The sequence below is a fragment of the Psychrosphaera aquimarina genome, assembly GCF_032461525.1.
Taxonomy (GTDB): Bacteria; Pseudomonadota; Gammaproteobacteria; order Enterobacterales; family Alteromonadaceae; genus Psychrosphaera; species Psychrosphaera aquimarina.
Genome location: NZ_JAWCUA010000007.1, coordinates 419,820 through 432,733, shown reverse-complemented (window position 1 = coordinate 432,733; position 12,914 = coordinate 419,820). Strand labels below are relative to the sequence as shown.

13 protein-coding genes are annotated in these 12,914 nt (G+C 38.2%); 3 read left to right on the top strand and 10 right to left on the bottom strand.

Features of this window, described 5'->3' with window-relative positions:
* Positions 1-2 precede the first annotated feature (2 nt).
* From RT723_RS08550 to RT723_RS08535, 4 genes are all read right to left on the bottom strand, one after another.
* Positions 3-1,679 carry a dipeptidyl-peptidase 3 family protein gene (locus RT723_RS08550; protein ID WP_315946659.1) on the bottom strand — a complete coding sequence of 559 codons (1,677 nt, stop codon included), beginning with the start codon at positions 1,677-1,679 and terminating at the stop codon, positions 3-5.
* 89 nt (positions 1,680-1,768) lie between these two features.
* The gene (locus tag RT723_RS08545) at positions 1,769-2,491 is read right to left on the bottom strand and encodes a UDP-2,3-diacylglucosamine diphosphatase (RefSeq protein WP_315946658.1); all 723 of its coding nucleotides are present in this window, start codon (positions 2,489-2,491) and stop codon (positions 1,769-1,771) included.
* Between the two features lie 116 nt (positions 2,492-2,607).
* Positions 2,608-3,102 carry a peptidylprolyl isomerase gene (locus RT723_RS08540; RefSeq protein WP_216054233.1) on the bottom strand — a complete coding sequence of 165 codons (495 nt, stop codon included), beginning with the start codon at positions 3,100-3,102 and terminating at the stop codon, positions 2,608-2,610.
* Positions 3,103-3,227: 125 nt separating this feature from the next.
* Positions 3,228-3,890 (bottom strand): SDR family oxidoreductase, encoded by a 663-nt coding sequence (locus tag RT723_RS08535; protein WP_315946657.1) that lies wholly within the window; start codon positions 3,888-3,890, stop codon positions 3,228-3,230.
* Positions 3,891-4,091: 201 nt separating this feature from the next.
* Between RT723_RS08535 and ylqF the strand changes: the two genes are divergently transcribed.
* From ylqF to RT723_RS08520, 3 genes are read left to right on the top strand one after another with little or no spacing between them, the layout of a single operon-like run.
* A complete protein-coding gene (gene ylqF / locus RT723_RS08530) occupies positions 4,092-5,024 on the top strand; it encodes a ribosome biogenesis GTPase YlqF (protein ID WP_216054231.1) in 933 nt (310 codons plus the stop codon).
* Positions 5,025-5,083: 59 nt separating this feature from the next.
* On the top strand, positions 5,084-5,386 hold the full coding sequence (locus RT723_RS08525) for an acyl-CoA thioesterase (RefSeq protein WP_315946656.1): 303 nt from the start codon (positions 5,084-5,086) through the stop codon (positions 5,384-5,386).
* A complete protein-coding gene (locus tag RT723_RS08520; protein ID WP_315946655.1) occupies positions 5,341-5,505 on the top strand; it encodes an acyl-CoA thioesterase family protein in 165 nt (54 codons plus the stop codon). Before RT723_RS08525 ends, RT723_RS08520 begins: the two co-directional genes overlap by 46 nt.
* Positions 5,506-5,631: 126 nt before the next feature.
* On the opposite strand, the gene RT723_RS08515 is transcribed toward RT723_RS08520, so the two are convergent.
* From RT723_RS08515 to RT723_RS08490, 6 genes are all read right to left on the bottom strand, one after another.
* Entirely contained in the window at positions 5,632-6,507 is an 876-nt protein-coding gene (locus RT723_RS08515) for a chemotaxis protein (RefSeq protein ID WP_315946654.1), read from the bottom strand.
* A gap of 104 nt (positions 6,508-6,611) precedes the next feature.
* Positions 6,612-7,430 (bottom strand): hypothetical protein, encoded by an 819-nt coding sequence (locus RT723_RS08510; RefSeq protein ID WP_315946653.1) that lies wholly within the window; start codon positions 7,428-7,430, stop codon positions 6,612-6,614.
* A 205-nt stretch (positions 7,431-7,635) separates the two neighbouring features.
* On the bottom strand, positions 7,636-8,634 hold the full coding sequence (gene cydB, locus RT723_RS08505) for a cytochrome d ubiquinol oxidase subunit II (protein ID WP_315946652.1): 999 nt from the start codon (positions 8,632-8,634) through the stop codon (positions 7,636-7,638).
* Positions 8,627-9,991, bottom strand: a complete 1,365-nt coding sequence (locus RT723_RS08500) for a cytochrome ubiquinol oxidase subunit I (RefSeq protein WP_315946651.1) — start codon at positions 9,989-9,991, stop codon at positions 8,627-8,629. The genes cydB and RT723_RS08500 overlap by 8 nt, the downstream gene beginning before the upstream one ends.
* 42 nt (positions 9,992-10,033) lie before the next feature.
* The gene (locus tag RT723_RS08495; protein WP_216054225.1) at positions 10,034-10,585 is read right to left on the bottom strand and encodes a GbsR/MarR family transcriptional regulator; all 552 of its coding nucleotides are present in this window, start codon (positions 10,583-10,585) and stop codon (positions 10,034-10,036) included.
* A 202-nt stretch (positions 10,586-10,787) separates the two neighbouring features.
* Positions 10,788-12,914: a TonB-dependent receptor plug domain-containing protein gene (locus RT723_RS08490; protein ID WP_315946650.1), complete on the bottom strand. Its 2,127-nt coding sequence runs from the start codon at positions 12,912-12,914 to the stop codon at positions 10,788-10,790.

The following is a 12,914-nucleotide window of genomic DNA, read 5'->3' as shown; positions in this document are numbered from 1 at the left end:
AGTTACAAACCTAATACTTCTTTACCTTGTTCAAACACAATATCCACTGGAATGTTTGCCGTGGTTAATCGTTCTAAGTCGGCTTTTAATTGTGGTTTAATGACGCCTTTGTCAGCGACTAACTTAGCGACGGCTTGATAATCCCCGTTACCTTGATGGGTTAAGATTAAGTTAGATAATCCATTCATTGCTTCACGCATCTTAGCCATATCAACACTATATAAACCCTGTTCATTTCGTTTAAAAGCATTGTTTTCTGCAAAGTAATTAAACCGGATCATGTTGGCTTTACCATGAGCGCTTGATGCGCCAAAACGCACTGAACGGAAGATGCCCGCTAAGAAGGTTGTGTAATAATCTTCTAGTTTACCTTCTGTGATCACGCCTTGTTCAAATAACTGAGTGATCATGTATAAACCTAAAATATCGGCTTTACCTTCTTCTAGAGCAGACGCGTGTTCTTTTAATGACTGACGAACGGTGCCTTTATCGTTAATGGTGTTTTTAATACCTAGACCGTGAGCGACTTCGTGGAACATAGTGTTGTTAAAAAACGCATTAAAGGTAATGTTTGCACGTTGCTCAGGCACAATAAGTAAGTCGGCGATTGGTAATAAAATTTTGTCGAACTTAGCTTGCATGGCATTTTTAAGTTGTAAACGACGGGTGCCTTTTTGTAATTGCACTTCTTCATCATTTGGTAGGTTAATCGCGATGGTTTTTGAACCTGCATTAGAATGACCAGCGTAATAAACTACGTCATAAGCATTTAACTCTGCGTTAGAGCCCGGCATTTCGGCTTTATATTTAGCATCAACAGGTAAACCTTTTTGTAACGCTGGTAGTGTCGCTGCGTATTTAACTAGCTTTTCGCTCCATGCCATATCTTTGATTAACACATAGGCTTCAAATGCGGCACGGTAGCCGTATAACATGTCTTCGTAGTTTTCAATTGGGCCATAAACTAATTCGATTGTATTCGACTTCATGTCCATCCAAGCAAAATCAGATGGTTGGTAATTATCGGTTAATAGGGCGTCCGCACGCAAGGTTAAGTAATTAGCAAATTCTTTGTTTTTGGCCAATTTAGCAGCTTCAAGTAATAACTCAGAGGCTTTAGTTAACTCTTCTAGATAATAAACAGAATAAGGTACTGAATATAACTGTCCTTTATCATTACGTTCAATGACCGAATACAACCCAGTTTTATCTATAATGTCGGCGGCTTCAAACTCTTCTTTGGTCATATCTTCTGGGTAAAATTGTGCCCCTAACGACTTTTCAGTTTGACCGACTAAAAATGGTTCATCGCCTTTTAATCTGTCCCAAGGTCCGTAGTTTACATCGGCGTAAGTACGTGTTTTTGCATCAGAAATACCCGCTAAAAACGCATCTTTATTTTTGCCATACGCTTGTTGCCAGAATAACGCATCCATTATTTTTGATGCATCAATTAACAAAGACACCATTTTCTTTTGGTTGGCCGATAAATGAGATAAATCAGCGGTTAATGTTACCGGTGTGTATATATCAAGACGAGATTGAAACTCTGGTTTTAACGTGTTTGGCGATACCTTAGCGGCTTCTTGCTGGGAGTTTGGTGTAGAATTTTGTCCGCATCCAGTAAGTGCTAAAGATGCCACTAAACCTAGTGCTAGGGATAAAGTTGATAATTTCACAAATTGTCTCCTATGAATGTTTATAATTTTTATTTTGTATTTAAGGGATTTGATTGGGTGTTTAATAACACGCGTAGTTGAAATGTGATTTAATTTGTCGGTAATGGCAAGGACTTTAGTTCTGCGCCGTTATTAGATAATAGTAAAACCGAACCTTGGGTATACCAATCGCCGACAACTATGCGTTGTTTATACTGATCAAGTTGGTGTATGTTTGGTCTGTGAGTATGCCCATGAATTAACCAATCACAGTTTGATGTTTGAACCACTCGTTGTACTTCGCGTTCTGCTACATCCATTATGTCGTCGGATTTATCCATCTGACTCAATTTACTCATTGCACGATATTCAGCCGCTTTATTTTTACGAAAAGATAAGGGCAAACACAACATCAGCGTTTTCCACCACCAAGTACGGCTTTTATTGCGGAATTTTTGATATTCCACATCGTCTAAACACAGCTGGTCGCCATGCATAAATAATATGGATTTATTAAAGTCGACAATGCCATGACTTTCACTTAATAGAGTCATACCACAACGTTTGGCGTATTTTTTACCTAACAAGAAATCTCTATTACCATGAATAAAGTAGACGGAGGTGTGCGCCGAAAAGTCGTGAATAGCTTGAGCAACTTGTTGGGTGAATGGATTGATATCATCATCTCCCACCCAAGATTCAAATAAATCACCAAGAATATATAAGGCTTTATGCTGGTTTGATTCTGCAATTAAAAAATCAAAAAAACATTGGCTAATGTCTGGACGTTCAGAGCTTAAATGTAAATCAGCGATGACTAAAATAGACGACATATTGTTTCTTAATTTCTGTGATTTAAAAAAATAAATAAGCTTATATAAAAAAGGGCATCACAACGATGCCCTATAAGTTGTTGTTACTCAACTATTATGTAACAACCGAATAAGTGTTATTCAACAACAACCGCTTTTTCGATAATAACTTCTTCAGTTGGTACATCTTGGTGGTAACCAGAACGACCTGTTTCAACTGCAGAGATTTTATCTACAACGTCCATGCCTTCAACTACTTTTGCAAATACACAGTAGCCCCAACCATCAGGTGTTTCTGAACGGAAATTTAAGAAGGCATTGTCAGCACTGTTAATGAAGAATTGTGAAGAAGCTGAATGAGGTTCTTGTGTACGTGCCATCGCTAATGTACCACGGTCATTTTTAAGACCGTTGTTGGCTTCATTTTTAATAGATGCATTTCCGTCTTTTTCTTCCATGCCAGGTAACATGCCGCCACCTTGAACCATGAAACCAGGAATAACGCGGTGAAAGATAACGCCGTCATAAAAGCCAGACGTTACATAGTTTAAAAAATTCTCTACAGTTTTTGGTGCTTCTTCAGCGAATAGTTCGATTTTGATGTCGCCAAAGTTTGTTGTTAAAACAACCATAATATTTCCTAATAATTAGATTTTAATTTTGTGCCGGATTGTACCCAATAACCCATTTGATTTATAGGGTTGTACAGTAATAAACACGACCGTTTTTATATAATTGATATTATTAAATTAAGGGATTACCAAGGCAGCTCTTCACCATTGGAATGCCAAAAGCCACCGCTTGTTGATAAGTCCAATTGTTCAATGCGTTCAATTAAACCTGCTGCCGATTGTTCTGTTGTGATCAAACCACTAAATTCAACCATTCGCGTTTGTACCCAGCCCGGATGTAATTGCGCAACAGCAATGCCTTTGGTTTTTAAATCTTCTGCTAGGGATTTACCAATTGCATTTAAAGCTGCTTTAGACGCGCGATACCCATAACGGCCGCCCGAATCATTGTCTGCGATAGAGCCCATTCTACTTGTGATGTTCGCAATTTTACTGCCCACCACCATGTTTGGAATTAATGCTTCCGTGACTTGTAATGGCGATAATGCATTGATTTCAAACTGTTCACGTAATGAGTCGTAATCAATTTTTCCAAGCACTTCGTCTTTTAATAAACCTGCATTGTTGATCAATAAATCGACTTGTTGATCGCCAATGACTTTTTTAATCTGTTGGATATCTTCAGGGTTAGTGACATCAATTCCTGAAATAACCATGCTGGCAATAGCCTCTATCTCTTCAGATTCAGAACGGCAAATTGCAATAATATCCCAACCTTTGGCTGCAAGTTGTTGGCTTATCGCCAGACCAATACCACGGTTAGCGCCGGTAATAACTGCTGTTTTCATAATTCATTTCCATTATTTTACTTGGTTATTATTGTGGTGGTAGGTGGGCTGCTTTTCAATGTTCGGCAACAATTATGACTAATATTTATAAGTAAAAGTTAAAACAATCAATTAGTCGTTTATGAAGTGAGATAAACACGGTAAAATCACGGCAATTAACTTAAGTTCGAAATCATTTCGGATAAATAGAACGGAGATAAAATGGCAATTAACTGGTTTCCGGGCCATATGCACAAAGCTCGTAAAGAAATTGCAGAGATCATGCCTCAGGTAGACGTGATCATAGAAATACTTGATGCCAGAATTCCATTTTCTAGTGAAAATCCTTTAGTTCCAGAACTTAGAGGTGATACTCCGGTACTTAAAATCTTAAATAAAAGTGACTTGGCTGATCCAATTCAAACCCAACGATGGTTAGAACATTTACAGCAAGAACGTGGTATCACGGCAATTGCTGTCACATCACAAGATACAAAACAAATTAAAGATTTATTAAATGTCATCTCAGAAATGGTGCCACATCGAGTTAGCCAAGATAAACAATTGCGTGCGCTGATTTGTGGTATTCCAAATGTAGGTAAGTCCACCACTATTAATATTTTGGCGGACCGTATTATTGCGAAAACGGGTAACGAAGCGGGTGTGACTAAAGCCCAACAGCGTATTCGTTTAGACAACAATATTGTATTGCATGATACGCCCGGATTTTTATGGCCTAAATTAGAGCCAGAAGATTGCGGGTATCGGTTAGCTATCACGGGAGGCATTAAAGATACCGTTACTGAAAAAGAAGACATAGCTTATTACGCCATTGAATACTTGATGGAACATTACCCAGAACTATTAATTGAACGTTACCAATTAAAAGACATGCCAGCTACTCCAATAGAGGTGATGGATGCGATAGCCGTTAATCGTGCATGTGTACGTAAAGGTGGCATTGCTGACTTATATAAAGTGTCTGAGATCATATTAAATGATTATCGCTCAGGAACGCTAGGTGCCATTACTTTGGAAACGGTTGAGCAAGGCATCGAGGCGAAAGCCATTGGTAAAATTCAAGAAGCGGAACGTTTAGCAAAGAAACAAGCGTTTGAAGATAATAAGAAAAAGAAAAAACGTCGTAATAAATAAAAGTATTATCAGGGCATATTAATGCCCAATCCAGTATTGAACATTAAGATAGGAATAACATGAGTCACACATCTCAAATCAAAGTTCGCGGTTTTCATTTAGATATTTATCAGCATGTGAACAATGCGCGATATTTAGAGTTTTTAGAAGAAGCTCGTTGGGAGTATTTAGAAGAAAGTGGCGATATTGAGTTTTTCCAATCTTTAGGTTTGGCTTGGGTCATTGTGAATATCAATATTAATTATAGAGCTTCTGCCACGATGGGACATACTTTAGACATTGAAACTTCTTTGTCTAAAGTGGGGGTAAAAGCGCTGTGTTTAATCAAAAGATCACAATTGCAGGCACTGACGTTGCGGTAGCCGATGCGGACATTACATTTGTCGTGTTGGATCAGAAAACAGGCAAAGCAGTACCAATAGAAGGTGCTTTGTTAGAACGAATGCAGTCGCATTTGAACGCCACTGGTGAAGAAATATAATTTTGTTTTGGAATTAAAACTCCAGAGCTAGTTAATAAATTACCACTAATTCACTAGGTATTATTGATTATGTCACATGTGCAGCAGCTTTTTATTCTTTAATGGAAAAAAGATTAAGAACTATTTCTAACTCGCTCCTCGTAACATGGCATTGACAAGTTCTTGTGCTTCAAATTTTGTTAATGCCACGTCAGCGCCCACTTCGGTTGCCCGGGTGACACTCATACTGCTGGAAAGAGAGCTGTGAAGAATTATGTAGGTGTTGGCTAAAAAGCTAGTATCTCGAACTTCAAATGCAAGCTCGTATCCATCTAACCCCGGCATTTCTATATCACTGACTAAGATATCAATTGGGTTGTCTTCGGCCGCACAAGCTTTCATAACGGCTAATGCATCATTGCCATTGTTACAAACTTTAAACGGTACATCGATATTTATTAGCGCGTTTTCTAACTGTTTACGAGCGGTTGCGGAGTCATCAACGAGTAAAATATGTGAATTTTGCAATAACCCTTTTTGAACGCCTGTAATTTCAATTGCGGTATCGGCGTCATCAGGAAGAATTTGTGCGAGCAGTAATTCAATATCTAGTAACTGAATTAGCGAGTCTTCATAGCGTGTAATACCTGTAATGTATGTTTTATGGCCTAATTGTTGAGGCGGAGGCTCAATACTTTTCCAATTACATTCAATAATACGTTCTACTTTTCTTATTAAAAAACCAACCGTTATACGGCTACAATCAGTAATTAAAATAACCGCAGAGTCTCTATCGGCTTCTAAAATGGGAGGGTAACCAACGGCAGCGGCCATGTCGATAACCGCAATGGATTTGCCTCTAATGTGTACCGCCCCAAGTACATGAGGGTTTGATTTAGGTATTTGAGTAAGCGCTTGATAAGGAACAATTTCTTGTATCTTCAAAGTACCTAATGCAAAATTTTGCAATTGAGTTAATTTAAAAAGTAATAACCCTTGTGACTGGCTAGATTTGGACTGCATATTTAAACCTTTCCTCTGTAAATTAACTTTTTATAAATAGTTAAAATGATAACGGAATTTTATAGGATAAATCAGTAATTGCCCATAATTGATATACTCCAAAATCATAACTTACAGGTTAAACTCTTCCTTTCAAATTCATTTTTATTATCAGTTATGATAGTTAATTTTTTTTCGCCATTTGAATCAGACTGTCCAAAAGTAGATGATTGTTTTCTGCTATAAGATTGCCCTGTATTAACCAGTCTACTGCCCAAGAGTTGATATTGATTGGTAATTGTTTGCGCGAGTTTTATGCTAAAAAAAACATAAGCACTGCCACTGCCGGTGAAGGTCAATTCGCTTTCAATGGGGATATTGTTGCTGTTGACGAGCAAACGGAACTGCCCTTTAAAGTCGTCAACATGGTCTCGGGTTTCTTGGTCTGTGATGATGCTTTCCAATGGCATATCAAACATAAGTTCTCTGGCTTGTGTATCTTGATACTGAACTTGTTTTTCCGTCTTAAACTTAGCTTTATTAATAAAACGTAATAATGATGGGGCTGCGGACATCATCTCTAATAAATCTGAACTCTCTACGCGGTACATGGCATTTAACGTAGGCGTGTCGGCGTTTTCATCTTGTTCTTTGAGTGTTTCTTCTTGTGCGACTTTATCGAGTATTTCTTTGTTATACGCTACCTGTAAGCCTTTTTCGTTATAACTTGCAGATAATGTGATAAACCCTTTTTTGGTTTTTAAATCAGACTGCTTACCACGGTTTTGTGTGTATTTGGAGGTGTACTCAACAGCTAATACGCCATCATCATGTAAGTTAGTTAATACATTTTTTAAGTCAGATAATGTATCGGCTCTAACGGAAAAAGTAACTGATGCCAATAATGAGGAAAGTAAGGTAAGTCGAATAGAATTTAAGATCATAACGAATGTAGTTTCAGTTCAATTAAAACATCAGCATTCGTTAGCGAGGGATAAAAGTCAATTATAACTTTAGGTCTGTTGTTATTATTTATCGGTCATTTTATTTACGTCATGTCACCTCAATCATTTATGCTGAGGTGACATGATTATTACTTTTAACTGATATACCCCATTTAAGGTTTAGGGGGAATAAAAGTTGATGACATTAATAATACCGTAACTCTTGTACCTTACCCCAGAAAACTCGATATGAATAAGCGGTATACATTAAGATCGTTGGGACCACGACGATTGCGCCATATAACAAGAAGTTAAGGGATTCTGGCGCAGCCACGGCCTGCCAAATAGTTAATTGATTTGGCACTATATAAGGGAAGAAACTAAAACCTAATCCAGCAAAGCTTAATGTGAAAATTAAAATGCAAAGGAAAAAGGGTAAACCTGCGCCGTGTTCTGGATTGTTTTGTAAACGCCTTAATAAAACAAAAGCCAATGTAAATAAGGCAGCACATACAATAGGTATAGGCATCAAAAATAGGATGTTAGGGAAAGTAAACCATTTTACATAAATGTCGGGATTAAATAGTAAGTTGGTAGCGGATACTGCAGCAATGCCTATAAATGCGATGATAAGTGTGCGTTGCGCCACCTTTATCGATTTAAGCTGTAATTCCCCTTCGGTTTTCATAACCAACCACGTTGCCCCAATAAAGCAGTAAGCCGAGCTCACTCCAATAGCACTAAGGGTTGCGAATAAATAACCTGTTATTGATGTATCAAATCCGTTTACGTACATACCCAACATATAACCTTGTGTTAATGAAGCAATTAACGAACCTAACTTAAATATTTTGTTCCATGTTGGTTGATGGCTAAATGACGCTTTAGCTCTAAAATCAAAGGCAACACCACGCAGAATAAGGCCAATTAACATAAAGGTTGCTGGCAAATAAAGGGCTTTAAGCGTGAAACTGTGCGCAGCTGGGAAGGCAATTAATAACAATCCAACCGCTAACACTAACCAAGTTTCGTTGGCATCCCAGAAAGGCCCTATGGATGCCACCATGATATCAGCGTGTTCACTATTATCAGTTGGTATTAACATTCCAACGCCTAGATCATAACCATCTAATATGGCATACATTAATACCGATAATCCCATTAACCCAACGAAGATCACCGCCAGTGTGTTTTGATCAAACATGGTTATTCTCCAATGTGTTTAGTGTTGATTTGTTCATTTCATTGTCGCTTATTTCTTCGATTTCAACCGCTCTACGAGCCATCACAAAAATAGTGTGTAAATACGCATACAATAGACCGATATACACAATGGAATATAAGGCCAAAGATATTGCGACATTTGATGATGCGATGTCGGTAGCCGCTTGTTTCACGGTTAATATGTCGGTAACGAGGTAAGGTTGTCGGCCAATTTCAGTAACGTACCAACCGGCTAAAGTGGCAACCCAACCAGAGAAACTTAAAGCTACGAGTACTTTTAACATCCATGCTGGCAGTTCATTTCTGTTGAATAAAGTGAGACGAGCAACCCAAGCGGTTAGTAACATGAACAACCCCAAACCAACCATAATTCTGAATGAATAAAAAACTGGTTTAACTGGCGGGTGTTTGCCTACAAATTCATTAAGCCCTTTAATTTCACCATTCATATCATGAGTTAGTATTAAACTAGCCATGTAGGGCACACCAATTTCAAAATGATTACTGCGGGTCTCTTCATCTGGAATGGCAAATAATAACAGTGGAGCGCCTTGTTCTGTTTCCCAGACTCCTTCCATGGCCGCAATTTTTTGTGGTTGATGTTCTAAAGTATTTAACCCATGTAAATCACCGACAAAAGCTTGTAGCGGGGTAAGTAACATAGCGGCGGTTAACGCTACCTTTAATGTTAATTTAGGCGCTCGTTTGTTGTCTCCACGTAATAATCGATATGCACTGATGCCCGCAATTAAAAATGAAGCGGTGATTGCTGATGCAATTAGCATATGGAAAAAACGATAAGGGAAGGACGGGTTAAAGATGATGGCAAACCAGTCAACAGGAAAGGCAACACCGTCTCTCATTTCATAACCGGTAGGTGTGTGCATCCATGAATTTAACGACAGTATCCAAAAGGCAGAAAGGGTTGTACCTAAAGCAACAATCGCGGTAGCTAGTGTATGTATCTTAGGAGGGACTCGTTTGATGCCAAATAACATGATACCCAAAAAAGTCGCTTCTAAGAAAAAGGCCGTTAATACTTCGTAACCTAATAATGGCCCCGCGATATTCCCTACTGTTTCCATAAAACCTGGCCAGTTAGTGCCAAATTGGAACGACATGGTAATGCCACTCACAACACCTAATGCAAAAGTTAAAGCAAAAATTTTGACCCAAAATCGATAGGCTCGCATCCAAATTGGGTCACCTGTTTGATCAAAACGAATTTTAAAAAACAGTAAAAACCAGCACAGGGCAATGGTGATGGTTGGAAATAAAATATGAAAACTGATATTAGTGGCAAATTGGATCCGAGATAACATCAAAGTGTCTAACATTTGGGCCTCGTACTGCGAGTTAATTAATAGGGAGTTCGATAATTAATTGTTACCAGATTTCAGAAATTTATCTTTCATGTCTAATACTTTGCCAACGCCGGCACCTAGCTTCATTAAGGTTTTTAATTTATCTGGACTCATGTTTTGTAATTCACTTGCCCACATCGTTACAGATTCAAGCAAGTCGTGAATTTCATGCATTTTCTCTTGGGCGTAAATTTCTTGTTGATTGGCGGGTTGGTCCAAAATACTTGAGCGTAATAAAGATAATGTTGGGTCCATTTCTCGTTTACGGCGTTCTTCAAACACACGAGTCGCTAAATCCCATATACTGCCAGCTGGCGCATAATAGTCTTTTCTATCACCTTGAATATGCTGCACTTGGATTAAACGCCAAGACTGTAACTCTTTAATTCCCATGCTGACATTGCCACGGGAAATATTTAAAGATTCGGCTAAATCATTTGCACTGACAGGATGTTCGCTGACAATGATCAATCCGATCATTTGTCCAACGGTACGGTTAAAGCCCCAACGACTACCCATTTCGCCACAATGCATTACAAACGTTTCTAACTTTGGACTTAATAACATATCGACTCTTCTGAAGTTTCAGTAATTTCTGAAACTTTAAAACTTAAATTGACCTAGATCAAGTTTTATCTTAAATATTTACTCTATTTATTACGGATGAAATTTAACTTAGAACTAGGCATATACAATTTTTAGGCAGGTATTAAAAAGGCTAGGTAAACTAGCCTTAGATAAGTGTTATTTGTTTGTTTAAGTTAAGTCATTAAAACTCAATTTGAATACCGATGGATGGAATTGGGGATTCTGGGAATTGATACTCAGGCTCTTTTTCAGAATAATCTTCGTTATATTCATAACCAGATAAGCTTTGTTTGCCGTAAGCATTGAGGATTTCGAAATACACATTTGTGTCTTTTCCCCACCACTGAGTTTTGTAATCTAAACGTATATCTAAGCGGTGAAAATCATCTAAGCGCTGTGAATTAATCGCCCCTTCATTTGGATCGTAAAATATAGGAGGTTGGCTGCTATCTGGCATATTATCAACTAAAGGGTAGATTGGTGTTGCGCCATTTATCGGGGTGTATAATGATCCGCTTTGAAAACGCCAGCGACCACCTAGTTGCCATCTATCGTTAAATTCATAATTACTGACTAAGTTGATAATCCAAGGTTTATCAAACTCATAATTGAGTTTTTCACCAGTCAGTTGATTGGTTCGTTCTGTTTTACTGTACGCAATGCTTAACCAACCATACCAGTTATTAGAAATCGCTTTATTTAACAAAAATTCAACACCGTAAGCGGTACCCGCCCCCGCATTTAAATAATTATCTGCCTGCGCTAAATCGTTGCTAACAGATGCATCAGTCAAGGCAGTAACTTGATTAGCTGGATTACTTACAATCAGATCTTCCATATCTTTGTAGTATGTTTCGATACGCCATGCCCAGTCAGAATAACCTTCGTATTCAACGCCAATGACATAGTGTTGTGATTTAACCTGTTCTAAATTCAAACTACCAAATGTTTCTGATAGGTACTTATACTGTCTGAACCATTGGTGGTGTTGACCATAGGAGAACTTAAATAGGTACTCGTCAAGTGCTTGCCATTTAAGCATGACTCTTGGTTCCGCAATGGTTTCGTCATTAAAGTCATTGTTATTAACTGCACCACCTACACGTAACATGACAGTGTCGGTTAAATCTAAATCATAGTCGGCAAATACATTGATAAAATTAATATCAATCTCAGCGTCTTCAGAAACGGTGGGGGAATAATAAGATGGAGCACAGACTTCAAATTCATTATTACAAGGAGAGCTTTTGCCTTTAACTTGATAATCAATGTTTTGCTGTCTTAGCTCAAAACCGGAGTTTAACGTGCCTTCACCAACAAGTTGAGTATTGATTGCTTTGAACATAGTGTCGGTAGTAATCGCGTCGAGCTCAATGATTTGTCCAACAAAAAAGTCTGAGTTACGTACCAGTCTGTTTAAATAGACTTGAGTTTGACCGTAGCCAGATTCGTTTGTCCAAACAATGCTTTGGTTGTCGTAATAGGTTTCAAATCCAATACCACCCGTTAATTCTGGGTTTTGTTTTACTTCCGTTGAGTCATCCGAAAACAACAGGCCTACATCATCATTTGCGCCAGTTGCTTGCACAACAATTTTATTATTGTCATCTATATAATTAATGTATTTAAATTGATAATCATTGTTAATTGGCGCTTGAGTAAATTCAAAGTCTTCCTCGTCGAGTAATGCATCCAAATATATATGGATTAAACTTTGTCTAGCTGCCAAATAAAAGGCCGAGGTGTCAGTTAGTTTTGACTCAACTAAAATGCCTGCACGTAAAAAACTAAAATCAGCAACACCATTAAATTCAGTAATTTCAGGGTCTCGTAAAGTGGTATCGATAACACCACCAATTGAGTCTGAAAAACTAGACTCCCAAGCACCGGTTTTTAACTCAAAGCTTTTAATTAGATTAGGATGAAAGCTGCTATAGCTATCATTATGAAAAACATAACCAACAGGCACTCCGTCGGTTTGATAATACATGTCGTTTGGTGAGCTGCCACGTACTGCTGGCGCAAATCCGTTGGCTAATACAACGCCAGGTAAACTTTCAATTGCTCTAATTGGGTCATTGCCAGCACCTGGCACTTTTAAAATCTTTTCTGAACTTAGCTCCAGTCCAGAGTCTCGACTGCCAATAACCCGAATTCGTTCAGGTGGGCGAGTGGCTTGAGGAATTGCAGGTAAAGCAGAATCTTTAGATGTTGTTATTTTATCTTCAGCATCTTCTGGTGTAGTTACGCTTGCGAGTAATGGCAATGAGCATAAAGTCAAAAATGTGGATAACGTTAATTTTCTCAA

What these genes read in the sequence shown, in the direction of transcription:
- RT723_RS08545 (WP_315946658.1), bottom strand. Translation starts at nt 2,491, where the DNA reads ATGTCGTCTATTTTAGTCATCGCTGATTTACATTTAAGCTCTGAACGT.
- RT723_RS08540 (WP_216054233.1), bottom strand. Translation starts at nt 3,102, where the DNA reads ATGGTTGTTTTAACAACAAACTTTGGCGACATCAAAATCGAACTATTC.
- RT723_RS08535 (WP_315946657.1), bottom strand. Translation starts at nt 3,890, where the DNA reads ATGAAAACAGCAGTTATTACCGGCGCTAACCGTGGTATTGGTCTGGCG.
- ylqF (WP_216054231.1), top strand. Translation starts at nt 4,092, where the DNA reads ATGGCAATTAACTGGTTTCCGGGCCATATGCACAAAGCTCGTAAAGAA.
- RT723_RS08525 (WP_315946656.1), top strand. Translation starts at nt 5,084, where the DNA reads ATGAGTCACACATCTCAAATCAAAGTTCGCGGTTTTCATTTAGATATT.
- RT723_RS08515 (WP_315946654.1), bottom strand. Translation starts at nt 6,507, where the DNA reads ATGCAGTCCAAATCTAGCCAGTCACAAGGGTTATTACTTTTTAAATTA.
- RT723_RS08510 (WP_315946653.1), bottom strand. Translation starts at nt 7,430, where the DNA reads ATGATCTTAAATTCTATTCGACTTACCTTACTTTCCTCATTATTGGCA.
- cydB (WP_315946652.1), bottom strand. Translation starts at nt 8,634, where the DNA reads ATGTTTGATCAAAACACACTGGCGGTGATCTTCGTTGGGTTAATGGGA.
- RT723_RS08500 (WP_315946651.1), bottom strand. Translation starts at nt 9,991, where the DNA reads ATGTTAGACACTTTGATGTTATCTCGGATCCAATTTGCCACTAATATC.
- RT723_RS08495 (WP_216054225.1), bottom strand. Translation starts at nt 10,585, where the DNA reads ATGTTATTAAGTCCAAAGTTAGAAACGTTTGTAATGCATTGTGGCGAA.